The organism is Massilia sp. IC2-476 (assembly GCF_020707295.1).
Classification (GTDB): domain Bacteria; phylum Pseudomonadota; class Gammaproteobacteria; order Burkholderiales; family Burkholderiaceae_D; genus Telluria.
In genome coordinates, this window is sequence record NZ_JAJFER010000013.1 from 22,924 (window position 1) to 48,977 (window position 26,054).

The 26,054-nt window shown below is 65.5% G+C and carries 20 protein-coding genes; 7 read left to right on the plus strand and 13 right to left on the minus strand.

What is annotated here, in order from left to right; genetic code table 11:
* Nucleotides 1–2: 2 nt before the first annotated feature.
* From LK539_RS23350 to LK539_RS23380, 7 genes are all read right to left on the minus strand, one after another.
* The gene (locus LK539_RS23350; protein WP_227803466.1) at nucleotides 3–4,709 is read right to left on the minus strand and encodes an NAD-glutamate dehydrogenase domain-containing protein; all 4,707 of its coding nucleotides are present in this window, start codon (nucleotides 4,707–4,709) and stop codon (nucleotides 3–5) included.
* 189 nt (nucleotides 4,710–4,898) lie between these two features.
* On the minus strand, nucleotides 4,899–6,242 hold the full coding sequence (gene astB / locus LK539_RS23355) for an N-succinylarginine dihydrolase (protein ID WP_227803467.1): 1,344 nt from the start codon (nucleotides 6,240–6,242) through the stop codon (nucleotides 4,899–4,901).
* A 3-nt stretch (nucleotides 6,243–6,245) separates the two neighbouring features.
* Nucleotides 6,246–7,727, minus strand: coding sequence for a succinylglutamate-semialdehyde dehydrogenase (astD, locus tag LK539_RS23360; protein WP_227803468.1), 1,482 nt, complete (start codon nucleotides 7,725–7,727; stop codon nucleotides 6,246–6,248).
* Entirely contained in the window at nucleotides 7,720–8,754 is a 1,035-nt protein-coding gene (astA, locus tag LK539_RS23365; RefSeq protein WP_227803469.1) for an arginine N-succinyltransferase, read from the minus strand. Before astA ends, astD begins: the two co-directional genes overlap by 8 nt.
* Before the next feature lie 11 nt (nucleotides 8,755–8,765).
* Nucleotides 8,766–9,794, minus strand: coding sequence for an arginine N-succinyltransferase (locus LK539_RS23370; RefSeq protein WP_227803470.1), 1,029 nt, complete (start codon nucleotides 9,792–9,794; stop codon nucleotides 8,766–8,768).
* A gap of 91 nt (nucleotides 9,795–9,885) precedes the next feature.
* Entirely contained in the window at nucleotides 9,886–11,127 is a 1,242-nt protein-coding gene (gene astC / locus LK539_RS23375) for an acetylornithine/succinylornithine family transaminase (RefSeq protein ID WP_227803471.1), read from the minus strand.
* 322 nt (nucleotides 11,128–11,449) lie between these two features.
* The gene (locus LK539_RS23380; RefSeq protein WP_227803472.1) at nucleotides 11,450–12,391 is read right to left on the minus strand and encodes a GlxA family transcriptional regulator; all 942 of its coding nucleotides are present in this window, start codon (nucleotides 12,389–12,391) and stop codon (nucleotides 11,450–11,452) included.
* A 174-nt stretch (nucleotides 12,392–12,565) separates the two neighbouring features.
* On the opposite strand from LK539_RS23380, the gene LK539_RS23385 reads away from it, so the two are divergent.
* From LK539_RS23385 to LK539_RS23395, 3 genes are read left to right on the plus strand one after another with little or no spacing between them, the layout of a single operon-like run.
* The gene (locus LK539_RS23385; protein ID WP_227803473.1) at nucleotides 12,566–12,985 is read left to right on the plus strand and encodes a MarR family winged helix-turn-helix transcriptional regulator; all 420 of its coding nucleotides are present in this window, start codon (nucleotides 12,566–12,568) and stop codon (nucleotides 12,983–12,985) included.
* The gene (locus tag LK539_RS23390) at nucleotides 12,982–13,263 is read left to right on the plus strand and encodes a hypothetical protein (protein WP_227803474.1); all 282 of its coding nucleotides are present in this window, start codon (nucleotides 12,982–12,984) and stop codon (nucleotides 13,261–13,263) included. The genes LK539_RS23385 and LK539_RS23390 overlap by 4 nt, the downstream gene beginning before the upstream one ends.
* Before the next feature lie 58 nt (nucleotides 13,264–13,321).
* Nucleotides 13,322–14,155, plus strand: coding sequence for an HDOD domain-containing protein (locus LK539_RS23395; RefSeq protein ID WP_227803475.1), 834 nt, complete (start codon nucleotides 13,322–13,324; stop codon nucleotides 14,153–14,155).
* Nucleotides 14,156–14,976: 821 nt separating this feature from the next.
* Here the strand turns inward: LK539_RS23395 and secF are convergent.
* The 5 genes from secF to queA all read right to left on the minus strand — a co-directional run bounded on the left by secF (nucleotide 14,977) and on the right by queA (nucleotide 20,805).
* Complete coding sequence (gene secF, locus LK539_RS23400) at nucleotides 14,977–15,999, minus strand: protein translocase subunit SecF (RefSeq protein ID WP_227803476.1); 1,023 nt, start codon at nucleotides 15,997–15,999, stop codon at nucleotides 14,977–14,979.
* A gap of 2 nt (nucleotides 16,000–16,001) precedes the next feature.
* Complete coding sequence (secD, locus tag LK539_RS23405; RefSeq protein ID WP_227803477.1) at nucleotides 16,002–17,891, minus strand: protein translocase subunit SecD; 1,890 nt, start codon at nucleotides 17,889–17,891, stop codon at nucleotides 16,002–16,004.
* Nucleotides 17,892–17,951: 60 nt separating this feature from the next.
* Nucleotides 17,952–18,284 (minus strand): preprotein translocase subunit YajC, encoded by a 333-nt coding sequence (gene yajC / locus LK539_RS23410; RefSeq protein WP_227803478.1) that lies wholly within the window; start codon nucleotides 18,282–18,284, stop codon nucleotides 17,952–17,954.
* Nucleotides 18,285–18,633: 349 nt separating this feature from the next.
* Nucleotides 18,634–19,773: a tRNA guanosine(34) transglycosylase Tgt gene (gene tgt / locus LK539_RS23415; RefSeq protein WP_227803479.1), complete on the minus strand. Its 1,140-nt coding sequence runs from the start codon at nucleotides 19,771–19,773 to the stop codon at nucleotides 18,634–18,636.
* 9 nt (nucleotides 19,774–19,782) lie between these two features.
* Nucleotides 19,783–20,805 (minus strand): tRNA preQ1(34) S-adenosylmethionine ribosyltransferase-isomerase QueA, encoded by a 1,023-nt coding sequence (gene queA, locus LK539_RS23420; RefSeq protein WP_227803480.1) that lies wholly within the window; start codon nucleotides 20,803–20,805, stop codon nucleotides 19,783–19,785.
* 105 nt (nucleotides 20,806–20,910) lie between these two features.
* On the opposite strand from queA, the gene recG reads away from it, so the two are divergent.
* The 4 genes from recG (at nucleotide 20,911) to LK539_RS23440 (ending at nucleotide 25,303) form a co-directional block, all read left to right on the plus strand.
* Entirely contained in the window at nucleotides 20,911–22,974 is a 2,064-nt protein-coding gene (gene recG / locus LK539_RS23425; RefSeq protein WP_227803481.1) for an ATP-dependent DNA helicase RecG, read from the plus strand.
* Between the two features lie 115 nt (nucleotides 22,975–23,089).
* Complete coding sequence (locus tag LK539_RS23430; protein ID WP_227803482.1) at nucleotides 23,090–23,554, plus strand: carboxymuconolactone decarboxylase family protein; 465 nt, start codon at nucleotides 23,090–23,092, stop codon at nucleotides 23,552–23,554.
* A gap of 23 nt (nucleotides 23,555–23,577) precedes the next feature.
* On the plus strand, nucleotides 23,578–24,477 hold the full coding sequence (locus LK539_RS23435; protein ID WP_227803483.1) for an RNA polymerase sigma-70 factor: 900 nt from the start codon (nucleotides 23,578–23,580) through the stop codon (nucleotides 24,475–24,477).
* Nucleotides 24,478–24,556: 79 nt separating this feature from the next.
* Nucleotides 24,557–25,303 carry a tetratricopeptide repeat protein gene (locus LK539_RS23440; protein ID WP_227803484.1) on the plus strand — a complete coding sequence of 249 codons (747 nt, stop codon included), beginning with the start codon at nucleotides 24,557–24,559 and terminating at the stop codon, nucleotides 25,301–25,303.
* Here the strand turns inward: LK539_RS23440 and LK539_RS23445 are convergent.
* Nucleotides 25,300–26,049, minus strand: a complete 750-nt coding sequence (locus LK539_RS23445; RefSeq protein WP_227803485.1) for an NYN domain-containing protein — start codon at nucleotides 26,047–26,049, stop codon at nucleotides 25,300–25,302. The two genes, LK539_RS23440 and LK539_RS23445, sit on opposite strands and share 4 nt — an antisense overlap.
* Nucleotides 26,050–26,054: the final 5 nt, after the last annotated feature.

The following is a 26,054-nucleotide window of genomic DNA, read 5'->3' on the forward strand; positions in this document are numbered from 1 at the left end:
GCTTACGCAGCCAGACGGTCCGGGCTCGAACCTTCCGACAGCGCCCAGACGTCCAGCATGGCCTGCTCGAGCTCGACCGGCTGTGCGAAGCCGGTCAGGCCGCGCGCTTCGGTGACCTGCTTGACGGCTGCCAGCGGGTCGCCGCCCTGGCCGGCACGCTCGATCACCTGCAGCAGCAGGCGCTGCTGGGTGCGGCGCAGGGCCTGCATTGCGTAGTTGCGCAGCTGTTCCTGCGACTTGCTCTGCGCCGGCAGCTTCAGGCCGCGCTCGAGCGTGTCGATGCCGGCCTGCTGGCGCAGCGCCATGCCGACCTGCAGGAACTGGGCCAGGCTCATGCCGGCCGGACGCTGCACCGATACCGCAGCGAACAGGAAGGTGGCCAGCGACTCGATGGTCTCGACCGCCTTCCAGGCCGCGGTGAAGGTGGACGGCAGGCCGCTGTGGCCGTCGGCTTCCGAACGGGCCGGGCTCAGGCCGCGCAGCTGCTCGGCCTGGCCGAACAGCGTGGACAGCTCGTTCATGCCATCGGTGCCGGCTGGCAGCGACAGCACGCCTTCGATCACGGCGCGCAGCAGCGCACGGGTGCGCGCGTCGACCGCCATCGAGACGTCACGCGGGACCTTCAGCGCATCGGCGTCGAGCGCGTCGAACACCGGCGCCAGGTGCAGCGCCGACCAGGCGCGCGCCCAGGCCTTGACCACTTCGGTCTCGTCGACGCGGTGCTCGGCAGCCAGGTCGCGCAGCATCAGCGGACCGCAGCGGTTGACCGCTTCGTTGGCCAGCACGGTCGCCAGGATGGCGTTGGCCAGGGGGTGCTTCAGCGGATCGCGGGTGGCGACCAGCTGGGCCGGGAAGTAAGGACGCAGCAGCGAATCCGCCCAGGTCTCGCCCGTCAGGTCGATGGCCGACAGGGTGCGCTTGAAGCGGTTCTTCACGTTGGCGATGACCACTGCCAGCTCCGGCGCGGAGAGGCCCAGGCCCAGTGCCTTGCGGCGCTGCAGCTCGGTATCGCTCGGCAGCTGTTCCAGCTCGCGGTTGACGGCGCCTTCCGATTCCAGGTTCGTGATCAATGCGGCGTAGCCATCGACCACCGAGGCGGTAGCCTGCGCCTGCGCTTCGCGGGTCAGGAGGTGGGTCTGCAGGGTGTTGTCGCGCAGGACCAGGTCTTCCACCGCACCGGTCATCTCGTTCAGCACGCGGTTACGGTCGGCTTCAGGCAGTTCGCCGGCATTGACTTCGGTGTCCAGCCAGATCTTGATGTTGACTTCGTGGTCCGAGCAGTCCACACCCGCCGAGTTGTCGATCGCATCGGTGAAGATGCGGCCGCCGGCAAGGGCGAATTCGATACGGCCGGCCTGGGTCGCGCCCAGGTTGCCGCCTTCCGCCACCACCTTGCAGCGCAGTTCGTTGCCGTTGACGCGGATGCGGTCGTTGGCGCGGTCCTTCACCTGGGCGTGGGTCTCGCTCGAGGACTTGATGTAGGTACCGATGCCGCCGTTGTAGAACAGGTCCACCGGCGCCAGCAGGATGCGGTGCATCAGCTCTTCCGGCGACAGCGAGGTTTCCTTGATGTCCAGGGCAGCACGCACTTCCGGAGTCAGCTCGATCGAGCGTGCGGTGCGCGGGAACACGCCGCCGCCCTGCGAGATCAGACTTTTATCGTAGTCTTCCCACGACGACCTTGGAAGCGCGAACATGCGCTCGCGTTCCTTGAACGACACTGCGACATCCGGAGTCGGGTCCAGGAAGATGTGGCGGTGGTCAAAGGCTGCCACCAGCTTGAGCTGGCGCGACAGCAGCACGCCGTTGCCGAACACGTCGCCCGACATGTCGCCCACGCCGACCATGGTCACCGGGGTGCTGCTCATGTCGTGGCCCAGTTCGTAGAAGTGGCGCTTGACGGCTTCGAACGCGCCCTTGGCGGTGATGCCCATCTTCTTGTGGTCGTAGCCGTTCGAGCCGCCCGAGGCAAACGCGTCGCCCAGCCAGAAGCCGCGCTTGACGGCGATGCTGTTGGCGATGTCCGAGAAGGTCGCGGTGCCCTTGTCGGCGGCCACCACCAGGTAGGGATCGTCCTGGTCGTGGCGCACGGTGTTCTCCGGCGGGACGATGGCGCCGCGCACGCGGTTGTCGGTCACTTCCAGCAGGCTGGCGATGAATTCGCGGTAGCAGGCTTCGCCTTCCGCCGCCACCACTTCACGCGGGGCGCCGCTCGGCATCTGCTTGCACACGAAACCGCCCTTCGAGCCGGCCGGCACGATGACGGCGTTCTTGACCATCTGCGCCTTCACCAGGCCCAGCACTTCGGTGCGGTAGTCTTCCATGCGGTCCGACCAGCGCAGGCCGCCACGGGCGACCGGGCCGCCGCGCAGGTGCACGCCCTCGAAGCGGCGCGAGAACACGTAGATCTCGCGGTACGGACGCGGCTCCGGCGCCAGCGCCAGGTTGCTGGTGTCGACCTTGAAGATGATCTTTTCGCCGTCGTTTTGGAAGTAGTTGGTGCGCACGGTGGCCAGGGCCAGGTCGACCAGGGCCGCCATGATTTCCTCGGTGTCGGCGTGGTTCACGGTCGACAGGCCGGCTTTCAATGCTGCCAGCTTGGCGGTGCCGGTGCTGTGCTCGGAGTCACCCAGCTTCGGATCGAAGCGCAGCAGGAAGCCGGTGACGAATTCCTTCACCAGGGCCGGCTGGGTGCGCAGGGTCTCGGCCATGTAGCGCACCGAGAACTTGGAGCCGAGCTGGCGCCAGTAGCTGATGTAGGCGCGCACCAGCTGCACTTCGCGCAGCGACAGGCCGCCTTCGATGGTCAGGCCGTTCATGCGGCCGTCTTCGGCCTCGTTGTTGAACAGCGCGGTGAACAGCTCTTCGGCCACCGGGATGATGCCCGGCTTGACCAGCTTGGCGCCGCTCTCGTCGTCCACGGCCAGCGCGGTCACGTTGTGGATGCTGCCGTCCGGGTTCTTGATGCTCCAGGTTTGCTCGCGGTCGACCGCGATGCCGGCGTTCTGCAGGGCCGGCAGGATGCGCGACAGCGAAGGCACGGTCTCGCCCGAGTACATGCGGATCGAGGCGTCGATGCCGTTGGCGTCGTCGCCCGGCTCCACGCGCACGGCCACGCGGTCTTTCAGGCCGTTCTTGAGCACGGCCTGCAGGTCGCGGAAGGCGGTTTCCGGCGCGGTGTTGGTGACGAAACTGACCGGCAGGTTGGCGCCGAGCTTGCGCAGGCTGCTGCGCATGCCGGCGTCTTCGATGGTGTTCGAAATGGCGGCGAAGCGGTCGTGCCAGCCATCCAGCACGGCCAGCAGCGGCTGCTGGATGTCGGTTTCCAGGTCGAGCGGGTAGCGGGCGGCCTGGGCGATCAGGTAGACGCGCGCCAGCGGGCCGTCGGCCACCAGGGTCTGCACGCGCACCTCGCGTGCGCCCGAGCTGTCCTTCAGGGCGGCGGCCAGGCTGGACGCCACGGCGGCGCTGTAGCGCTCGCGCGGCAGGTAGACCAGCACGTTCAGGTGGCGCGCATACACGTCGCGGCGCGCGAACACTTTCGGGCGCGGCTGCTTGTACAGCGAGACCACCGACGAGCACACCTGGGCCAGCCATTCCGGGTCGGCTTCCAGCGCTTCGGTGCGCGGCAGCGACTCGAGGATCTCGACGAACTTCTCGGCGCGGAAGCCTTCCTGGCGCACGCCGGCGATCGACAGCACCTTGGCCACGCGGCCGCGCGCGAACGGCAGGCGCGCCAGCGGGGTCGCGGTGGCGGCGCGGGTGAACAGGCCGACGAAGCAGTGCTCGCCCAGGATCTTGCCCTGGGCATCGGTGTTGCGCACGCCGATGAAGTCGAGCGGCTGGTCGCGGTGCAGGGTGCCTTCGACGTCGGCCTTCACGATCGACAGGGTGTCGGCGCGGCGCGACAGGGTTTCGAAGTCGCCCGGGATATTGGCCAGGCAGGTGCCGTAGACCGGGTGGGTGGTGTCGGCCAGCACGCCGATGCGGCTCGGGATGTCGCGTTCGAGTTCGCGCACGCCTTCCTTCACCATGTAGTAGGCGTAGCCGAAGGGCTCGAAGCCTTCGTTCTTGGCCCACTCGAGGAAGGCGGCCACTTCCTGGCCTTCCGGAGTGCCGGCCTGGGCGGCGGCCGCGGCCACCGCGGTCATGCGGTCGGCCATCTTGACGGCGTCGCGGTGCACGGTGGCGGCATCGTTGGCAACCATGCGGATGCGCGCGGTCAGGGCATCCAGTTCGGAGAATTCGAGCTCGTCGCTCATCAGGATCAGCACGATCGATTCCAGCGGCGCGCCGGCTTCGCCGACGGCGCTTGCCAGGCCGTTCGCGTCACGGCGCACCGGCAGCACGGCGTTCATCACGCCGCTGGCGGTCTGGCGCTCCTTGCGCAGGGCCATGACAAAGGAATCGACCAGGTAAGGCATGTCCTCGTTCAGGATCAGCAGGGCAGTCGCCATGCCGCCGCGGCCGTCCGAATAGCGCATCGTGGCGATCTGGCAGCCGGTGCCGCTGCGCTGGGCCAGCTGCGAGAACCCTTCCCACAGCACGGGCGCCAGGCTGCGCGGCGCGGTGCCGGCCAGGTCTTCGTCGTCGAGGGAACCGAGCCAGGCGCTGATCAGGCTACTCACCTGCGCATTGGCGCCGGCGGGCTGGTTTGCGTTGACCAGGGTAAGCGTCTGGTTGCGCAAATCTTGAGACATGTCGTTCATGTTACTTCTCCAAAGTTTGTGTGCCCGGGGCGCTTCTGGCTTATGGCTTCGCGCCGCCCTGGCTTTATATGGACGGGGGTGTCCCGTCCGAATTCCGCGTGCGCCTTTTATTACGGGGCGCGACAATCCGTTATTAGAACATGCCCTTCGCAGCGGGTCACCCGCCATGCATGTGCGTGTGCAGCAGGCTTACGACAGGTCGTAAAGACCCGGCAGACCGAGAATGCGTTCCAGTTCCTCGAGAGCGGCTGCGCATTCGATCGCCAGCTGCGGGTCGGCCAGGTCCTTCGGCTCGATCCGGTCGCGGTAGTGCTTCTCGACCCAGGCCACCAGCTGCGCATACAGGGTTTCGGTCATGATCACGCCGCCGTGCATGGCCTGCGCCTCATCCTCGGTGAGGGCGACGCGCAGGCGCAGGCAGGCAGGCCCGCCGCCGTTGCGCATGCTCTGGCGCAGGTCGAACTCGATCAGCTCGTCGATCGGGCCGCTGCCCGCCACCGTCTCCGCCAGGAAGCGCGCGACCGCCGCATTCTCGCGGCATTCGTGCGGCACCACCAGCGCCATGCGGCCGTCCGGCCTGGTGAGCAGCTGGCTGTTGAACAGGTAGCTGGCGACGGCGTCGGCCACCGGCACGTCGCTAGAGGCCACCCGCACCGGCACCAGGTCGGTGTCGACGCTGGCCATGGCGCGGCGCAGCGCATCCAGGGTAAGGGCTTCGTCGAAGAAGGCCTGCTCGTGGTAGAACAGGACGTTGCCGTTGCCGACCGCGATCACGTCATTGTGGAACACGCCCTGGTCGATCACGTCCGGGTTCTGCGAGGCGAACACGGTGCGCGCCGGGTCCAGGCCGTGCAGGCGCGCCACCGCCTGCGAGGCTTCCAGGGTCTGGCGCGCCGGGTATTTCTTCGGGCTCGGGGCCGACGGGTCGAACTCGGCGCGGCCGTAGACGAAGAACTCGACGCCGGGGGCGCCGTGGGCGCTGGCAAAGCGCGTGTGATTGGCCGCACCCTCGTCGCCGAAGGCCGGCACCGGCGGCAGCGCGTCATGCACCACGAAGCGGCTCGAATCGGCAAAGATGGCGCGCAGGATGCGCGTGGCCTGCACGTATTCTTCCGAGCGGTGCAGCTTGTTGTTCAGGTTGGCCGGCGTGAAGTGCACGCGCGCATCCAGCGTGTCGCTCGACGGGCTGACGGTGGCCGCGTTGGCGGTCCACATCGGCGCGGCCGAATAGGCACAAGCCAGGATCACCGGCGCTTCGCGCCAGGCGCGCGCCAGCACGTCGGCATCGGTGCCGGAAAAGCCGATGCGACGCAGCAGGCGGAAGTTGGGCCGCGCCTGCGGCGGCATCACCGCCTGGGCGAAGCCGCGTGCCGCCAGCTCGCGCATCTTGGCCAGGCCCTGCAGGGCGGCCTGGCGCGGGTTGGAAGCGCTCCGCACATTGCTGAACGAAGCGACGTTGCCGAACGAGAGGCCGGCGTAGTTGTGGGATGGGCCGACGAGGCCGTCGAAGTTGTATTCGCGAGCGATACGCATAGTTTAAAAGGTCAGGCCCGGCGACAGCTTGGCCGGCAGTTCGAGTTCCGCCGTCTCGATCGAGGCGACCGGGTAGGCGCAGTAATCGGCGGCGTAATAGGCGCTCGGGCGATGGTTGCCCGACTTGCCGACGCCGCCGAACGGGGCCGAGCTGGCCGCGCCGGTGGTCGGGCGGTTCCAGTTGACGATACCGGCGCGAGCGCGCACCGAGAAGCGCTTCCACAGCGCCTCCGACGGCGACAGCAGCGCCGCGGCCAGGCCGTACTCGGTGGCGTTGGCGACGCGCAGGGCTTCATCGAAATCCTTCACGCGGATCACCTGCAACAGCGGGCCGAACCACTCTTCGTCCGGGATGCCTTGCGCGTCGGTAGTGTCGACGATGCCGGCCGTGACGAAGCCTGCGTTCGGGTCGAGCTGCTTCATCGGCAACAGCACCTTGCCGCCTTTTGCGGCCATGTCGGCCTGGGCCTGCACCAGGCGGGCGGCGACGGCTGCGGAGACTACAGGTCCCATGAAGGGCTGCGGCTCGGCCTTCGACGGGCCCACCTGCAGGGTCGATGCGACCTGCACCAGGCGCTCGAGGAAGGCCTGGGCCTGCGGCGAATCCTGGATGATGAGGCGGCGCGCACAGGTGCAGCGCTGGCCGGCCGAGATAAAGGCCGACATCACGGCGTGGTGCACGGCGGCGTCGAGCAGCTTCGGATCGCTCGGGATATCCCATACCACCAGCGGGTTGTTGCCGCCCATTTCCAGCGCCAGCATCTTGCCCGGCTTGCCGCCGAACTGCTTGTGCAGGGCCATGCCGGTCTGGCTGCTGCCGGTGAACAGGATGCCGTCGATATCCGGCTGTTGGCCCAGGGCCACGCCGGTGTCGCGGCCGCCGTTGACCAGGTTCAGCACGCCCTTGGGCAGGCCGGCCTGCTCCCACAGCTGCACGGTCTTGACCGCGGTGCGCGGCGCGTATTCGCTCGGCTTGAACACCACGGTGTTCCCGGCGATCAGGGCCGGCACGATGTGGCCATTCGGCAGGTGGCCCGGGAAGTTGTACGGACCGTAGACGGCGAACACGCCGTGCGGGCGGTGGCGCAGCACGGCATTGCCGTCGGCGACCTTTGAAGCAAGCTCGCCGGTGCGGGCACCATAGGACTGGACCGAGATGTCGATCTTGTTCGCCATGGTTGTCACTTCGGTACGCGCTTCCCACAGCGGTTTGCCCACTTCTTCGGCGATGATGCCGGCCAGTTCCTCGCTGTGCTCCTTCAGCAGGTCACGGAAGCGGGTGCAGATGGCGATGCGTTCTTCCAGCGGCGTCAGGGCCCAGGCTTCGAAGGCATCGCGAGCCGCCGTGGCTGCGCGCGCAACGTCTTCCTCAGTGGAGGCATTGCTGGTCCAGGTCTGCTTGCCGGTCGACGGATCGATCGTGGCCAGCTCCGCGCCGCTGCCGGCGAGCCACTCGCCGCCGATGTAGTTCGAGAGATTAGGCATTCGCGTTCTTCCTTGTGTTGAGGGGCAGCGTGCGTACTTCGTCGCCCGCCTGCACGTGCAGCTGCGACAGCTCCTGGGCCGACAGTGCAATGCGGGCGGCGCCGGGCACGCCGCGGGTCAGGATCATGCGGAAATCGGTCAGTTTGGTGTTCGACACCAGCAGGTGCTCAGTCTCGCCCTCGCCGTGTCCTTCTTCGGCGATAGCCAAGACGCTGTCGCGCACTGCGCGCAGCTCGGACACCCGGCCCTGCAGCACCGGACCGGCGTCGAAAATGTCGACATAGCCTTCGTAGTGCATGCCCTCGTTTTCCAGCAGCTTGCGCGCCGGCTGGGTCGAGGTGTGGACCTTGCCGATCACTTCGCGCGCCGACTCCGGCAGGTAGTCGACGTACAGCGGCTGGCGCGGCATCAGTTCGGCGATGAAGGACTTCTTGCCGATCGCGGTCAGGCCGTCGACGTGGTCGAAGTCCATCTTGAAGAAGTGGCGGCCCAGGCCTTCGTAGAAGGGCGACACGCCGTTCTCGTCCTGGAAGCCGCGCATCTCGGCGATGATCTTTTCGGTGAACAGCTGCTGGAACTGGGCGATGAACAGGAAGCGGCTCTTGGAGAGCCACTTGCCGTTGAACCCGGCGCGGTACTGGGGCAGCAGGAACAGCGAGCACAGTTCGGAGGCACCGGTCAGGTCGTTCGACAGGTACAGGGTCTCCATGCGCGTGAACACGTTCAGTTCGCGGCTGCAGTGCACCAGGGTGCCGATGCGGTAGTTGTAGAACGGCTCGGTGAGCCCGACCGCGCCCTTGATCGCGCACACGCCGGCGATGCTGCGGTCGCCCGTGTGCTCGAGCACGAACATGTAGTCGCGCTGCTCGGGCGGGATGCTTTCGTCGAACGAGGCCACCGCGGTGGCGACACGGTCGCCCAGCATCTTGCGGTCGGGTTTCAGCGTGGTCATGCCGCTGCCGGCCTGGCGCGCCATCTCGATCAGGGCGTCCAGGTCGTCGGTTTTCACTGCACGGATTACGAGCATCGGTTCCTCTCTCAGATGCGCACGCAGGTAACGCTGTCGCCGGCGGACACGCCCAGCGCTTGCTGGGCGTCGCGCGACAGGCAGATGGCCTGCGCCGAATCGACCGGCGGGCAGGACGTGATGACGGCGCGGAAGTTCGCTTCGCTGGTGGCCACCGCATACGTGACCAGCTCGTCCGAACCGGCGGCGCGGCCGGCGTTCTCGACCTGGCGCAGCTGCGACGCGCAGACGGAGCGCAGCGCGTTCTTGTGGGCCTGCAGGATCGGGCCGCCATCGAAAATGTCGATGTACTCGTCGGCCTCGAAGCCTTCTTCCGTCAGCAGGTTGAAGGCCAGCTGGCCGCTCGGGTGGATCTGGCCGAGCGCGGCCTGGGCGTCGCCCGGCAGCAGCGGCACGTAGACCGGATAGTGCGGCATCAGCTCGACGATCAGGGTGCGGTTGCGGGCGCCGTCGATGACGCGCTCGGCGTCGAGGAAGTCCATCTTGAAGAACTTGCGGCCCAGCGCGTTCCAGAACGGCGACTGGCCCTCGCCATCGGTGACGCCGGCCAGCGGCACGAAGAAGCGGTCGCCGAAGCGCTGCGGCGCCAGCACGGCGTACAGCAGGCGCGCGCGCGACAGCAGCGCGGCCTCGAGGCCGGCGCTGTCGCGGTTGCGGATGTAGAAGCCCGACAGGTGCGAATACGCGGTCAGTTCCGAGCACAGGGTCAGCGCGTGCACGCTGTGGCTGATGTTCAGGTCGCGCGACACCTGCTGGATCACGTCGTTGCGGAAGGCGAAATAGGTGCCGTTCGAGCCGGCCGAGGCGTGGATCGACGAGGTGCCGACCACCTCATGCGTGCGCAGGTCTTCCAGCACGAACTGGTAGGACTCCTCGCTCGGGATGTCGACGTGGGCGGCGAACGAGGCGATCGAGCGCTCGACCGCCGCGACGATGGCCTCGCGCGTGCGCGGCAGCGTGTGCACGCCGGGGATCGAGACCGCCCCCAGTGCCTCGAGGGCGCCGATATCTCCGCGCTCTACCGGACGAACTACATACATGCGAACTCCCTAAGATGGAGCAAACGGTTCAACTCAAAACGGCAAAGCCGGCCGCACCCGAAGGATTGGCCGGCCGCAGGCAGGCTGGGGATCAGCCCGCGATGAAGGCTTCGACGGCTTCGCGCATCAGGCGGTCGGCTTGCGCGATCTGCTCGTCCGACACGATCAGCGCCGGCGCCAGGCGCACCACGTCCGGACCGGCGATCAGCAGCATCAGGCCGAGCTTTTCGCAGACCTTGGTGTAGTCCTTGGAACGGCCCTTGTATTCGCCGGCCATCGGCAGGCCGATCAGGAGGCCCTGGCCGCGCGGCTTGCCGAACAGCTGCGGGTACTCGCCGGCGAGCTTCTCGAGGTTGGCGAAGATCTTGCTGCTCGCTTCCTTCACGCGCGCCAGGAAGCTTGGCTGGTTGATGGTCTCGACCACCTTCAGGCCGACGGTGGCCGCCAGTGGGTTGCCGCCGTAGGTGGTGCCGTGCGAACCGACGTTGAAGTGCTTGCCGATTTCCTCGGTGGTCAGCATCGCGCCGATCGGATAGCCATTGCCCAGGGCCTTGGCCGAGGTCAGGATGTCCGGGGTGACGCCGGTATCCATGTAGGCGTAGAAGGCGCCGGTACGGCCCACGCCCGACTGCACTTCATCGAACACCAGCAGCGCGCCGGTCTGGTCGCACAGTTCGCGCAGCGCCTTCAGGAAGGCGTGGTCGCCCGGGATCACGCCGCCTTCGCCCTGGATCGGCTCGACGATCACGGCCGCGACGTCGTCGGTGATGGCGGCGCGCGCGGCCTCGATGTCGTTGTACGGGATGTGGTTGATTTCCTGCGGCAGCGGCTCGAAGCCTTCGGTGTACTTCGGCTGGCCGCCCACCGAGACGGTGAACAGGGTGCGGCCGTGGAAGGACGACAGGAAGGACACGATGCGCGACTTGTGCGGACCGAACTTGGTGTGGGCGTACTTGCGGGCCAGCTTCAGGGCTGCTTCGTTGGCTTCGGCGCCCGAGTTGCAGAAGAAGGCGCGGTCGGCGAAGGTGGCTTCGGTCAGGGCCAGGCCCAGGCGCAGCACCGGCTCGTTGGTGTAGCCGTTACCCAGGTGCCAGACCTTGTTGGCCTGCTCGGTCAGGGCGGCGACGATCTGCGGATTGCAGTGGCCCAGGCTGGAGACGGCGATGCCCGAGGTGAAGTCCAGATACTGCTTGCCTTCCTGGTCCCACAGGTCCAGGCCCGCAGCGCGCACCGGCACCATCGCGGCCGGGGCGTAGGTCGGGACGAGGACTTCGTCGAAGGTCTGCCGAGTGACAGGCCGCGTGGTGACACCCGAATCAAGCTTTGCGTTCATGGCTTCTTCCTCATCAATAGTCGGTTGTGCGCGGACCACATGCCGCGCAGGTTCGAGCCATTATAGAAACCCATCCTGACAAGTTCTTGCAGAACTGCGACAGGGATTTTCGTTTTTAGTCGGAGAAATATTATGGGAATCGCAACTAGCCTCAACCGGCATCGTTAGCTCGTCGTACCGGCGCAGGCCGGTACCCAATTTTCCATGCCAGTCACCACGCGTCCGCGAAGCGCCGACACCGCTCAAGCGAATTGGATTCCGGCCTTCGCCGGAATGACGTGCTGAGGCGAATGGTGTAAGGAAGCAAAGAGGAATGCTGAGTCTACTGTCCCAGCTTACGCTGCCGTTCCTCACGCGGCGTGTTCCCGAACAGCGCCCCGAATGCCGTCGAAAAGTGCGATCCCGACGAAAACCCGCACATCAGCCCTACCTGCACGATCGAGTAGTTGGTCTCCAGCAGCAGCTTGCGCGCCCGCTGCAGGCGCAGTTCGAGGTAGTAGCGCGATGGCAGGCTGCCGAGGTATTGCTTGAACAGGCGCTCCAGCTGGCGTCGCGAAATCCCGGCCAGGCCGGCGATCTCGTCGGTGGACAGAGGTTCTTCGATGTTGGCTTCCATCAGGGCCACTGCCTCGGTCAACTTCGGCTGCAAGGTGCCGAACCTGGCCTGCAGCGCGACCCGCTGGCGCTCGTCCTTGCCGCGCACCCGGTCCACGCACAGGATTTCCTTCACCTGCGCCTGGACCGTGGCGCCGAAGATCGTCTCGACCAGGGTCAGGGCGAAGTCGATGCTGGCCGCGCCGCCGCAGCAGGTCAGGCGGTTGCGGTCGAATTCGTAGAGGTTGGGGGTGAACAGGGCCTGCTCGGCCAGCGCGTTGGTGTCCGGATACAGCGCCCAGGGCAGCGCGGTGCGCACGCCGTGCAGCGCGCCGGCGTCGGCCAGCCACAAGACGCCGGCGCCGACCCCGCCCCAGAACGGCGCCGCGCGGCAGCGCTCGACCAGGGCGCGGCAGTTGGCGGGCTTCAGGGCGGCCTCGGCCTCGTCCGCCACCAGCAGCACCAGGTGCCAGTGGCGTCCGGCGTCGGCACTGAACTTGTCGGGGCTGCGCACGTCGACGTGCAGCAGCTCCGGGCCCAGCAGCTTGGCCGCGAGGCGCAACGGCTGGACCAGGCCGGACCAGGTCAGCATGTCCGGCTCGCCCGCATTCACCAGCAGCACGCGCAGCGGCCGTTCCTGTGCCAGTTGGGACAGGTCAGCAGGCTGCATCGGGTCGGATTCGGGCGGGTCGCATGGCCCGACATCATACCGGAGAACATCGGAGACCATTTCCCGCCGTTCCGTCCGCCGCACATGCCGATCCGGCAAAACCGCGGTGGCCAGCTATAATCCTGCCCCATGGGGGAACGATATTTAAAGAGTGTCCGGCTGCTGGCCGAGTGCATGCAAGGCTTCGAGCGTTTTTCCGGCGAGTCCGTGCGCCAGCACGGCTTGACGCACGCGCAGTTCGATATCATTGCCACGCTGGGCAACACGCCCGGCATGAGCTACAAGGAACTCGGCGAGCGCACCCTGATCACCAAGGGCACGCTCACCGGCGTGATCGAACGGCTGGAGCAGAAAGGCCTGGTGCTGCGCGAACAGAGCAGCGACGACAAGCGCTCCTTCTTCGTGCGCTTGAGCCCCGCAGGCGAAGGGGTGTTCGCCGATGTGTTCCCGAAGGTCGTCGCGCACGGCAAGCAATTGTTCGCACAGTATGGCGAGGCCGACTTCGACGCACTGGAAAGCGTGCTGCGCAGATTGCGTGACCAGATCGCCGCCGGCGTTCCTCCCCACTCTCCACAAGCAAAGGAATTGCCTTGAAAACATCCCTGATCGAAGGCAAAAAGCCTGCCCATTTTGACAAGCACATCATCGGCAACATCCTGCTGGACGTCGCTCCGCTGGACGAAGTCAGGCAGGAAGCCATGCTGATCGGCGTGCGCAACGAAGCCGGCGAGATCTACCGCCTCATCGGCGCGACCAAGCTCAACAGCTTCATGAACGCGACCGAAGAGCTGCTCGACCTCGGCCTGGTCGACGAACTGCAGGATACCGAAGAACAAAGGGAAGGCTGCGACGCCATCTTCGGCGAAGCCTAAAATAGCCCCTAAGCAACTTCCGCATTGCCGGACGTGGCGATAGGGGTATAATTTTTGGATGGACCGACTCACTGCCCTCAAGAGCATCGCCGCCGAGGCAAGCCGTGGCGAACTCAGCTTTCCAACGAACGTCGACGCGACGCTCAAGCTGCAGCGCGCGCTGGGCGAGCCCGACTGCCATACCGAGATGGCGGCGCGCCTGGTGCAGGCCGAGCCCCTGCTGGCGGCACGCACCGTGGCGATCGCCAACTCAGTGGCCTACAACCGCGCCGGCCACGACGTCACCAACGTCCGCGCGGCCGTGCAGCGGGTCGGTTTCCGCACCCTCGGGGCGCTGGCCGCTTCCGTCATCGTGCGCCAGCTGGCCAGCGAAATCGCCGACCCCGACCTGCGCGCCAAGGCCGACGCCCTGTGGATCCACTCGGCCCACGTGGCCGCGCTGGCCCAGGTGATCGCGCGTCGCGTCTCCTTTGTCGACCCGGAAACCGCGATGTTCGCGGGCATCGTGCACGAGGTCGGCGGCTTCTACCTGCTCTCGCGCGCCGAGGAATTCCCTGGCCTGGCGGACGACTGCGCCGAGGAATGGATCGAACATGGCCAGGTGGCGATCGGCCGCGGCGTGCTGCTCAAGCTGGGCGTGCCGGTGCCGGTGATGGGCGCCATCGAGGCGCTGTGGAACGGCATGCGCGCGCTGCCGCCGGAAACCCTGGGCGACACCCTGCTGCTGGCCAAGGATCTGGCCCCCTTCCCTTCTCCGCTGCGCATCCGCCCTGGCGCCAGCACGCTCGACTCGGCCGCCACTATCGACTTCACCATCGGCGAAGGCACCCTGGCCCAGGTGCTGGCCGAATCGGCCGACGAAGTAAAGAGCCTGACCACCGCCCTGCTCTAGCGTGACCATTTGACCAACAGGTCAAAAAAAAATGCCCGCTCGATGGGAGCGGGCAAAGTCCAAAACTAGGGATGTCCTGAAAGAGACGCTTTCACTATAGGGGTTCGATGAGCCTGCTTCGGTGCGTTGATTCACACAAAAACGCAATGCCGGGATATTTTCGCGGAGGCGAAAAAAAACCCGCTCGATGAGGAGCGGGTGAAGTCCAAAACTAGGGATGTCCTGAAAGAGACGGTTCCACTATAGGGCCTGCGCCGGGTGCGCTCCGTGCGCTGATTCACTTACAGCATTCTCTTCCTGATCTTTTTTTTGCCCCGTACGGCCTATGTGCTGCAGGAATATGTCACCCAGTGCGGCACTTCGCCGCCTATGCGCATACCATTGCGCTGCTGCCACGGGCGAAGGAAGAGGTGTTTCCTTCTGGTCTATGACAAGCAGCGCACCCACGCCGAGGCGCAGCGCCGCGCCGGCGACTGGACCCGCGAGATGATCGAGACCGCCCTGGCCTTCGGCGGCCGCTACTACCACAGCAATTGCGGGAAATCAAACGCAGGGTCGACCCAGGCGGGCGCTTGTCCAATGCATTGTGGGCAGCCTACCTCCAGCCGTGAATCGGGCAAAAAAAACCCGCTCCGGTTGGGGAGCGGGTGAAGTCCAAAACTAGGGATGTCCTGAAAGAGACAGGTCCACTATAGGAGTCGGGCCCAGCCTACTCTGTGCGTTACCACACATAAACAGCCAAATTGTCACATTCCTTGATCTGGATGTAAAAAATGCCGCCACGGCAGGGGCCGGGCGGCATTTTTTGACACGGTCGGGTTTCAGACCACGGCGCCGTCGGTCTCGTCTTTTTCCTTGACCGGCTTGATCAGGTCTTCGCGCTTGACGCCCAGCCACATGGCCAGGGCCGCGGCGACGAACACCGAGGAATAAATACCGAAGCAAATGCCGATGGTCAGCGCCATGGCGAAATAATGCAGCGCGTGGCCGCCGAAGAACAGCATCGACAGCACCATCATCTGGGTCGAACCGTGGGTGATGATGGTACGCGAGATGGTGCTGGTGATCGCATGGTCGATCACCTGCTCCACGCTCATCTTGCGCTGCTTGCGGAACATTTCACGGATTCGGTCGAAGATGACGACCGATTCGTTGACTGAGTAGCCCAGCACCGCCAGGATCGCCGCCAGCACCGTCAGCGAGAATTCCCACTCGAAGAAGGCGAAGAAGCCCAGGATGATGACCACGTCGTGCAGGTTCGCGATGATGGCCGAGACGGCGAATTTCCATTCGAAGCGCACCGCCAGGTAGACGACCACACCGATGATCACCATCAACAGGGCGTTCAGGCCGTTCTGGGCCAGCTCGTCGCCGACCGCTGCGCCGACGGCTTCGACGCGCTGCAGGCTCACCAGTTCCTGGCCGGCCGCGCTGACGCAGCTGGTGCGGTTGACCTGCTGGCCCTTGTCGGTGGTCACCTGGGTCACCTTCGGCGTGCCCTGTTCCGAGGCGCAGACGGCGTTGAAGGCGCGGGTCGAGGTGCCGGCCGCGGCCTGGCCTTCGACGATCGGCAGGCGCAGCAGCACGCTCTGGGCGGTGCCGAAGCTGGTCACCTCAGGGGCTTCGAAGCCGTTCGCACGCAGCGTGGTGCGGATCTTTTCCTGGTCGGCGGCATGCGGGTACTGCAGCTCCATCACGGTACCGCCGGTGAACTCGACCGAGAAATGCAGGCCCTTGGTCACCAGGAAGAACACCGCCGCCAGGAAGGTCACCACCGAGATCGCATTGAGGATCAGGGCGTGACGCATGAACGGGATGTCCCGTTTGATCTTGAAAAATTCCATCTTTATTCCTGAGTCGCTTGTTGCTGATTAGGCGTAAAACCTTCTTTCCAGACCGTGCCGATCGAGATGTGGCTCAGCTTCTTCTTGCGGCCGTACCAGAGGTTGATCAGGCCACGGGCCACGAACACGGCCGAGAACATCGAGGTCAGGATGCCCAGGCAGTGCACCACGGCGAAGCCGCGGATCGCACCGGAACCGAAGATCAGGAGCGCCAGGCCGACGATCAGGGTGGTGACGTTGGAGTCGAAAATCGTATCCCAGGCGTGCTTGAAGCCGGCGTTGATCGCCACCTGCGGCGCCGCGCCCGCGCGCAATTCCTCGCGGATGCGCTCGTTGATCAGGACGTTGGCGTCAATCGCCATACCGAGCGCCAGCGCGATTGCCGCGATACCCGGCAGGGTCAGTGTGATCTGCATCAGCGACAGCAGCGCCAGCAGGAACAGCACGTTGGCCGCCAGCGCCAGTGCGCTGAAGAAGCCGACCAGGTGGTAGTAGAGGATCATGAAGACCGCGATCGCCACGAAGCCCCAGACGGTCGAGTGCAGGCCGCGCGAGATGTTCTCGGCGCCCAGCTGCGGGCCGATCACGCGTTCCTCGATGAATTCCATCGGCGCCGACAGCGCGCCCGAGCGCAGCAGCAGCGCCAGCTCGTTGGCGTCTTCGGAGGTGCCCATGTTGGTGATCTGGAAGGTCGAACCCAGTTCGCTCTGGATGGTCGGGGCCGACAGCACGCTGTACTTGCCCTTTTCCTTCAGCAGGATCGCCATGCGCTTGCCGACGTTGTCGCGGGTAGCCTGGCGGATGCGGCGGCCGCCGTCGCCGTTCAGGTCGAGGGAAACGGCCGGCTGCTGGTTCTGGTCGAAGCTGGCGACGGCGCTCGAGATGTAGTCGCCGGTCAGGATGATGTCCTTCGACACCACGACCGGGGCGCCGCGGCCTTCGGTGAACAGTTCCGAGTTCAGCGGGATGGCAGCGGTCAGCTCGGTGCCCGGGGTCACGGTCGAATCGACCATGCGCAGTTCCAGGGTGGCGGTGCGGCCGATGATGTCCTTGGCGCGCGCCACGTCCTGCACGCCAGGCAGCTGGACGATGATGCGGTCGGCGCCCTGCTGCTGGATCAGCGGCTCGGTGGTGCCCAGTTCATTGATACGCTTGGACAGGGTGGCGATGTTCTGCTTGACGCCGTCTTCCACGGTGCGCTTGAGCGCGTCCGGCTTGAGGGTGACGACCAGCTTCAACTCGGTGCCGTCGGCGGTCTCGGCAAACGCCAGGTCCTGGTATTGCGAAGCCAGCGCGCTGCGGCCCGCGGCGCGGGTCTGGGCGTCGCGGAAGCGCACTTCGATGCTGTCGCCAACGCGCTCGATGCCGGCGTGGCGGATGTTCTTATCGCGCAGCTGGCTGCGCACGGCGGCCTGGACGCCCTTCACCTTGGTGTCGAGCACGGCCTTGCCGTCGACCTGCAGCAGGAAGTGGACGCCGCCACGCAGGTCCAGGCCCAGGTTCATCGGCTTGGCGCCGATTTTTTCCATCCAGGTCGGGGTGTTCTTCACCAGGTTGACAGTGACGATGTAATCGGGATTTTCGCGGTCGCGGTTGAGGTCGCGTTCGAGCGCCAGCTTGGCCTTGAACTGGGCGTCGGTGCTGGCGAAACGGGCGCGCACCGAGGTGCTGTTGCCGGTGCCTTCGAGGCCGACCGCGGTGGCCGGAACACCGTTGCGCTTGAGCGCATCTTCGACCAGGCCGACGGTGGCGCTGGTGATATTGACCGTCGACTTACCGGTGGTGACCTGCAGTGCCGGCGACTCGCCGAAGTAGTTCGGCGCCGTGTACAGCGCGCCCAGTAGGAGCGCGACGGCGATCAGTAGATATTTCCAGACGGGGTAGCGATTCATAGTGTTCCAGCGTTCAATGTTAGGCACGGTGCGGCCCGGGGGCCGCGTGTGCTTACTGGCTTACAGGGCCTTCAGGGTGCCTTTCGGGAGCAGCGTCACCACTGCATTCTTCTGGACCACGATCTCGGTGCCGGTAGCGATTTCCAGCGTCACGTAGGTGTCGGCCACCTTGACCACGCGGCCGAGGATGCCGCCGGCAGTCGCCACTTCGTCGCCCTTGGTCAACGCATCCATCATCGCCTTCAGCTCGCGCTGGCGCTTTTGCTGAGGACGGATCATGAGGAAGTACATGACCACGAACATCAGGATCAGCGGCAGGAAAGTAGTCAGGCTACCCATCAGGCCAGGATCGGCTGCGGCGGTGGTTTGCGCGTACGCGTTGGAAATGAACACAAGGACTCCGATTGTGAGGATTAAAAAATAAGCGGTGTATTCTAGCACCGGCCATGGGGCCGGGGACAATCTGGAGGTATGTAGGTTTGCAATTCTGGATTGCAAGATGTTGCAGGAAAAATAATCGAAGGTAGCTGCTCTTCAAAGTAAATTGGGTTCCCGCCTTCGCGGGAAGTCGTAGGCGCCGGGGGCGCGTACGACGAATCAAGGGCAGTCGCAGAGAACATAGTCCCATTTGACCACGTACCTCAGCACGTCGTTCCCGCCACTGGCGGCAACGACTTCCCGCGCAGGCGGGAACCCAAGTTTTCCAGCTCAGCAGTTAGCGCTCGCTTACACTATAAGCCGCTCACACCCCGCGCGACCGATCCGCCCTGAACTGAATCCTGAACTCATTGAACCGGTCCGCATCGATCGCATCCCGCATCTCCTGCATGATCTTCAGGTAGAAGTGCAGGTTGTGGATGGTATTGAGCCGCGCCCCCAGGATCTCGTTCGAGCGGTGCAGGTGGTGCAAATAGGCGCGCGAGAAGTTCTTGCAGCAGTAGCAGTCGCAGCTCTCGTCCAGCGGCGCCGTATCATCTTTATAACGGGCGTTCTTGATCTTGACGTCGCCAAAGCGGGTAAACAGCCAGCCATTGCGGGCGTTACGGGTCGGCATCACGCAGTCGAACATGTCGACGCCATTGGCCACGCCCTCGACCAGGTCTTCCGGCGTGCCGACGCCCATCAGGTAGTGCGGCTTGTTTTCCGGCAGGCGCGGGCCGACGTGGGCCAGGATGCGCTGCATGTCTTCCTTCGGCTCGCCCACCGACAGGCCGCCGATCGCCAGGCCAGGGAAGTTGATGTCTTCCAGTCCGGCGAGCGACTCGTCGCGCAGGTGCTCGTACATGCCGCCCTGGACGATGCCGAACAGCGCGTTCGGATTTTCGCCGCGGTTGAACTCGTTCATCGAGCGCTGGGCCCAGCGCAGCGACATGCGCATCGACTTGGCCGCTTCTTCGCTTGTCGCCGGACGGCCGTCGATCTCGTACGGGGTGCATTCGTCGAACTGCATCACGATGTCCGAGTTCAGCGAGCGCTGGATCTGCATCGACACTTCGGGCGACAGGAACTGGCGCGAACCGTCGATCGGCGAGGCGAACTTGACGCCCTCTTCGGTGATCTTGCGCATGGCGCCCAGCGAGAACACCTGGAAGCCGCCCGAGTCGGTCAGGATCGGACCGTCCCAGCCCATGAACTTGTGCAGGCCGCCGAATTTATCGAGCACCGCCGTGCCCGGGCGCAGCCACAGGTGGAAGGTATTGCCCAGGATGATCTGCGAGCCCACTTCGCGCAGTTCGATCGGATCCATCGCCTTGACCGAGCCGTAGGTCCCGACCGGCATGAAGATCGGGGTTTCGATGGTGCCGTGGTTGAGCTTCAGGCGGCCGCGGCGCGCGTGCGACAGGCCGCTGGTGTCTTTTTTAAGAAGGGTAAATTCGAGCATCGGTGTTCTTTAGCGTGAACGCGTGGTAAGCAGCATGGCGTCGCCATAGCTGAAGAAGCGGTATTCGTTGGCGATCGCATGCTGGTAAGCCTTGCGGATCTCGTCGTAGCCGGCAAAGGCCGACACCAGCATCATGAGGGTCGACTTCGGCAGGTGGAAGTTGGTGATCAGGCGGGTGACGGTCTTGAAGGTGTAGCCCGGCGTGATGAACAGCGCCGTGTCGTCGCTGCCTGCCTTGAGCTCGCCCGACTGCGAGGCCGATTCAAGCGCGCGCAGGGAGGTCGTGCCGACCGCCACCACGTCGCGGCCCGCCGCTTTCGCGTCGCGCACCGCGTCCACCGTCGCCGCGGGAATCGTGTACCACTCGGAGTGCATCTTGTGCGCCGACAGGTCTTCGACCCGCACCGGCTGGAAGGTGCCGGCGCCCACGTGCAGGGTCACGTAGGCCAGTTTGACGCCTTTTTCGGCCAGGCGGTCCAGTAGCGGCTGGTCGAAGTGCAGGCCGGCGGTCGGCGCGGCTACCGCACCCGGCTCCTTCGAGTACACGGTCTGGTAACGCTGCTCGTCGAATTCGTCGGCATTGTGCTCGATGTAGGGCGGCAGCGGCAGGCGGCCGTGGGCTTCGATCAGCTCGAACACGTCGCCTTCGAAATGCAGGGTGAAGAATTCGCCGGCACGCTCGCCGGTGGTCACGTCGAATGCGTCGGCCAGGCGGATGCGGTTGCCCGGCTTGGGCGACTTCGAGGCCCGTACCTGCGCCAGTACGGTGCGGTTGTCCAGCACGCGTTCGACCAGCACTTCGACCTGGCCGCCGGTTTCCTTGACGCCGAAGAAGCGCGCCTTCAGCACCCGGGTATTGTTCATGACCAGCAGGTCGCCCGGCTGCAGCTGGTCGATGATGTCCGCGAAATGGCGGTCGGTGATCTGGTCGCCATCGAGCTGCAACAGGCGCGAAGCGCTCCGGTCAGGCAGCGGATGCTGCGCGATGCGCTCTGGCGGCAAGTCGAAATCGAAATCGGAAAGCGAGTACATTGTCTTCAATTCTGGGAAAATGGATGCTGCCAGCCTTACAATAGGGGCTGCAGAGCGTGCGGCGAACCCTCTATTTTACGCCAGCATCTGCTTAAATGCCGCAATATGCCCGCCACCAAGACGACTTCCGCCCCCAAAACCATTGAATCCAAGCTCGCCCGGCTGGGTTTACGCACCGACATGGACTTGGTGCTGCACCTGCCGATGCGCTACGAGGACGAGACCAAGGTGGTCACGATCCGCGAAGCGGCCATGCGCGGGCTGCAGACCTGGCAGGTCGAGGGGGTCGTGGTCAAGAATGAAATTACCTACAAGCCGCGGCGCCAGCTGCTGGTGCAGATCGCCGACGAGACGGGCGAGCTGCAGCTGCGCTTCATGAATTTCTACGGCAGCCAGGTCAAGCAATTGTCCGAAGGCGTGAGGGTGCGCGCCCGCGGCGAGCTGAAGCACGGCTTCTTCGGCGCCGAAATGGTCCACCCCACGTATAAAGTGATCAACGAGGGCGCACCGCTGCCTACCGCGCTCACGCCGGTGTATCCGGCCGGCGAAGGCCTGTCCCAGACCATCCTGCGGCGCGCGATCAACGACGCCATGAAGCGGGTCGACTGGCGCGACACCCTGCCCAACGCGTTCTTGAGTCGCCTGCAGCTGTGGGACTTCGAGCCCTCGGTGCGTCTGCTGCACTACCCGCCGGCCGACGTCGACGAATACGCGCTGACCGAACGCAGCCACCCGGCCTGGACCCGCATGAAGTTCGACGAGCTGCTGGCGCAACAACTGTCGCTGAAGCGCGCCCAGCGTGCGCGCCGCGAAAAGGGCGCGCCAACGCTGCGCGCGGTGGGCGAGCTGTCCGCCGCTTTCCTCGCCGCCCTGCCCTTCCAGCTCACCGGCGCCCAGCAGCGCGTGGTGAAGGAGATCGGGGCCGACCTGCGCGAAGGCTATCCGATGCAGCGCCTGTTGCAGGGCGACGTCGGCAGCGGCAAGACCGTGGTGTCGGCCCTCGCTGCCGCCCAGGCCATCGACAGCGGCTACCAGGCGGCGCTGATGGCGCCGACCGAGATCCTGGCCGAGCAGCACTTCCGCAAGATCGCGGCCTGGATGGAGCCGCTCGGCGTGAAGGTGGCCTGGCTGACGGGCAGCCTGAAAAAGAAGGAAAAGGATGCGGCCAAGGAGCTGATCGAATCGGGCGAAGCGAAACTCGTGATCGGCACCCACGCCCTGATCCAGGACACGGTGCAGTTCGCGAAGCTGGGCCTGGTGATCGTCGACGAGCAGCACCGCTTCGGCGTCGGCCAGCGCCTCACCCTGCGCAACAAGGGCAGCGACGGCCTGGTGCCGCACCAGCTCATGATGTCGGCTACGCCGATCCCGCGCACCCTGGCCATGACCTATTACGCCGACCTCGAAGTCTCGGTGATCGACGAACTGCCGCCCGGCCGCAGCCCGATCGTCACCCGCGCCATCGACCAGAACCGGCGCGAGGAAGTGATCGAGCGCGTGCACGCGGCCGCGCAGGAAGGCCGCCAGGTCTACTGGGTCTGCCCGCTGATCGAGGAATCCGAGGTGCTGCAGCTGCAGACCGCCACCGAAACCTACGAAACCCTGGCCGAGGCCCTGCCCGACTTGCAGGTGGGCCTGGTGCACGGGCGCCTCAAGCCGGCGGAAAAACAGGTGATCATGGACGCCTTCATCGCAGGCGAGATCCATGTGCTGGTGGCGACCACCGTGATCGAGGTCGGGGTCGATGTGCCGAACGCCTCCCTGATGGTGATCGAGCATGCCGAGCGCTTCGGCTTGTCGCAGCTGCACCAGCTGCGCGGTCGCGTGGGCCGCGGCTCGGCGGCGAGCGTGTGCCTGCTGCTGTATCAAAGCCCGCTGGGCCAGGTGGCCAAGCAGCGCCTGCTGACGATGCGCGAGACCACCGACGGCTTCGAAATCGCGCGGCGCGACCTGGAGATTCGCGGGCCCGGCGAATTCCTCGGCGCGCGCCAGTCGGGCGAGGCGATGCTGCGCTTCGCCGACCTCGAAGCCGACCAGTGGATCGTGGACAAGGCGCGCGACGTGGCGCAGTACCTGCTGGACAACGGCGACCGGCCCGAGTACATGGCGATCGTCGACGCCCACCTGACGCGCTGGCTGGGCGGGCGCGAAGAGTTCCTGAAGGTGTAGCATGGTCGGGGCAAGCGAAAAATTTTGCCCGACCTGTCACAGCCCGCCGCGCCAGGCCGTCTAAGAGGTATGGGAAGCGCAACGGGCGCTTCCGTTTTCCGAAGGAAGGCCTACCATGACGCATACCGCACGTCTCCCCTTTTACTCCCTCGCGCCGAAGTCGCTGCAGGCCATGATCGCGCTGTCGAAGTCGGTCAGCCAGGGCACGCTTGGCGAAAAGCTCGTCGAGCTGGTCAACCTGCGGGTCTCGCAGCTCAACGGCTGCGGCGTCTGCGTCGATATGCACTGGCGCTTCCTGCTGAAGGCCGGCGCTGACCCACGCCACCTGAACGCGGTGGCCGGCTGGCGCGAAGCCCCCTTCTTCAGCGCCCGCGAGCGCGCCGCGCTGGGCTGGGCCGATGCCCTCAACCGGCTCCCGCAGCACGACGATACGGATGCCGCATACGATGCGCTGCGTGAACACTTCAGCGACAGCGAGATCGTGGAACTCAGCTACGCTATTGCAGCCATCCGTGGCTGGAATGTGCTGAACCTGTCGCTGCGCAACCAGATCCCGGAACAACCCGCGCCTGGTTTCTGAAACCGCCTCCACCCTCACCCGCCATGACCGGTCAACCCGCTTCTCGCCACGATGCCCTGTTCGCCGCGCTGCGTCCGCGGCTGTTCTCGATCGCCTACCGCATGCTGGGCGTGCGCGCCGATGCCGAGGACGTCGTCCAGGATGCCTGGCTGCGCTGGCATGGCAGCGACAGGGAGCAGGTGCATTCCGCCGAGGCCTGGCTGGTCACCACCGTGACGCGCCTGGCTATCGACCGGCTGCGCAGCAGCAAGGCGGATCGTGAAGCCTACGTCGGCTGGTGGCTGCCCGAGCCACTGGTCGAACTGGACGACAACACGCCGGAACGCGCGCTGGAACTGGCTGGCGAGGTGTCGGTCGCCTTCCTGTGGGTGCTGGAACGCCTGTCGCCCGATGAGCGCGCGGCTTTCCTGATGCGCCAGGTATTCGAGTCGGACTATGCGGATATCGCCCAGGTGCTGGAGAAATCGGAAGCTGCCTGTCGCCAACTGGTGCACCGTGCCCAGGCGCGCATCCGCCAGGAGCGGCCGCGCTTCACCGTACCTGGTGAATCACACCGCGCCCTGCTGGCGACCTTCATGCAGGCGGCCGCCAGCGGCGACCTGGCAGCCATGCGCGGCCTGATGTCGGACGACGTACAGCTGGTGTCGGACGGCGGCGGCAAGGTGCGCTCCTTCATGCGCATCCTGCATGGGGCCGGCAGGGTGGCAGGGGTGTTCTGGTCGGTGGAGCACCAGCACCCGGGACGGGTTGCCTACCGTCCGGCACTGATCAACGGGGAACCGGGCCTGCTGCGCTATGTCGAGGGCCGGCTGGAATCCGCGCAGTCGTTCATTGTCGATGCAGGACGGATCGTGGCCGTCTTCGTCATGCGCAACCCGGACAAGCTCACCGGCGCGCCGCAGATGCTCGATGTGTCCAATTGATGCGCCGCGTGACAATCCGTGAGAAACCACGACGAGAATCCCGGTTATCGTGGCACTTTGTCCTCGACCTGCCACCGCCATGCCTTTCCTCGGACTCGGACTGCACCTGATCGTCGCCATCTTCTTCGCCGTCCATGCGGTGCGCACGGGGCGCCCGATGTACTGGCTGATGATCCTGTTCGCCTTCCCCCTGCTCGGCAGCATCGTCTATTTCGCGGCCGTGTTCCTGCCGCATTCGCGCCTCGAGCGCCAGGCCAGGCTGGCCGGACACGCGCTGCAGCGCAAGCTCGATCCGGGCCGCGACGTGCGCGAAGCCAGGGCCGCCTTCGACCTGACGCCGACTGCGCACAACCAGATGCGCCTGGCCGCTGCGCTGCTCGAGAGCGGCCAGACGGCGGAAGCGGTAGCCCAGTACGACGCCTGCCTGCAGGGTCCGTTCGCGAACGATCCCGAAGTGATCCTGGGCGCGGCGCGCGCCAGGTCCCTGCATGGCCAGCCGGAAGCGGCGATCAGCCTGCTCGCGCCGCTGCAGGTAAAGCAGCCTGGCTACCGCGCGGAAGAAGTCGGCCTGGTGCTGGGGCGCGCCTACGACGCTACTGGACGCCAGGTGGAAGCCGGCGCCCAGTTCACGGCGGCTGCGGAGCGCTTCGGCAGCATCGAGGCACGGGTCGAGCTGGCGCTGTGGGCACTGGCCAAGCACGACGATGCGGTGGCCCAGCGCGAGCTGAAGGAGATCGAACACGCGCGCCGCCATATGACGAAGTACACGCTGGACCTGCACCGCGAGCTGTTCCGCAGGCTCGATGCGGCGACAAGCGTGCGCTAGATTTGCTCGCCAGCAGGCGCCTGCTCCTTCGCCAGCCTCACCGTATAGTGCCCGCCATCCTCTTTTTTGGGAAAGATCAGGTCATATGACTTGATCATCTCGAGCAGACCTGAATATCCGAAGGCTGCAGGCGAAAATTCAGGGTTGGTTCGTCGCAGGTATTGCCCCAGCGTACTGAGATGGACCTTGCCTTCAGGCGTATCACTGGCCAGCAGGGTCACCGCTTCGACGACGAATTTTGGCCGCCGCTTCACGACCGGCGCCTCTGCCTTGGGACGCGGAGGCGTGCTTGGAACAGCGGGCGAGGCCTGCACAGAAGTCGGAGGCATCCACTCAAAGAACTGGTCACTTGCATTGCGCAAGGCCGTCGGTGTTTTCGCTTCCCCCACTATATACACAGTAGCGCCACGCTCCCGCAGCTTGCGGCACAGGTAGACAAAATCGGAGTCGCTAGTGACGACGAAGAAGCAATCGGCACGCTGGTCAAAGAGGATTTCCAGCGCATCGAGTGCCAGCGCCATGTCGGCAGTGTTCTTCCCCGCCGCGTACTGGTACTGCAGACAGGGCGTGAAGGCCAGCGACACCAGTGTGTCGCGCCAGCTGTTGGCCAGAGTCGCATGGTTGCCATACCCACGCTTGACGACGACGCGCCCGAATTTGGCGACCATACGCAGCGCGAACTCGACCGCTGCAGGATTCGTATTGTCGCAATCGACGAGAACCGCGACACGGGTTTCGTTATTCATGTGCG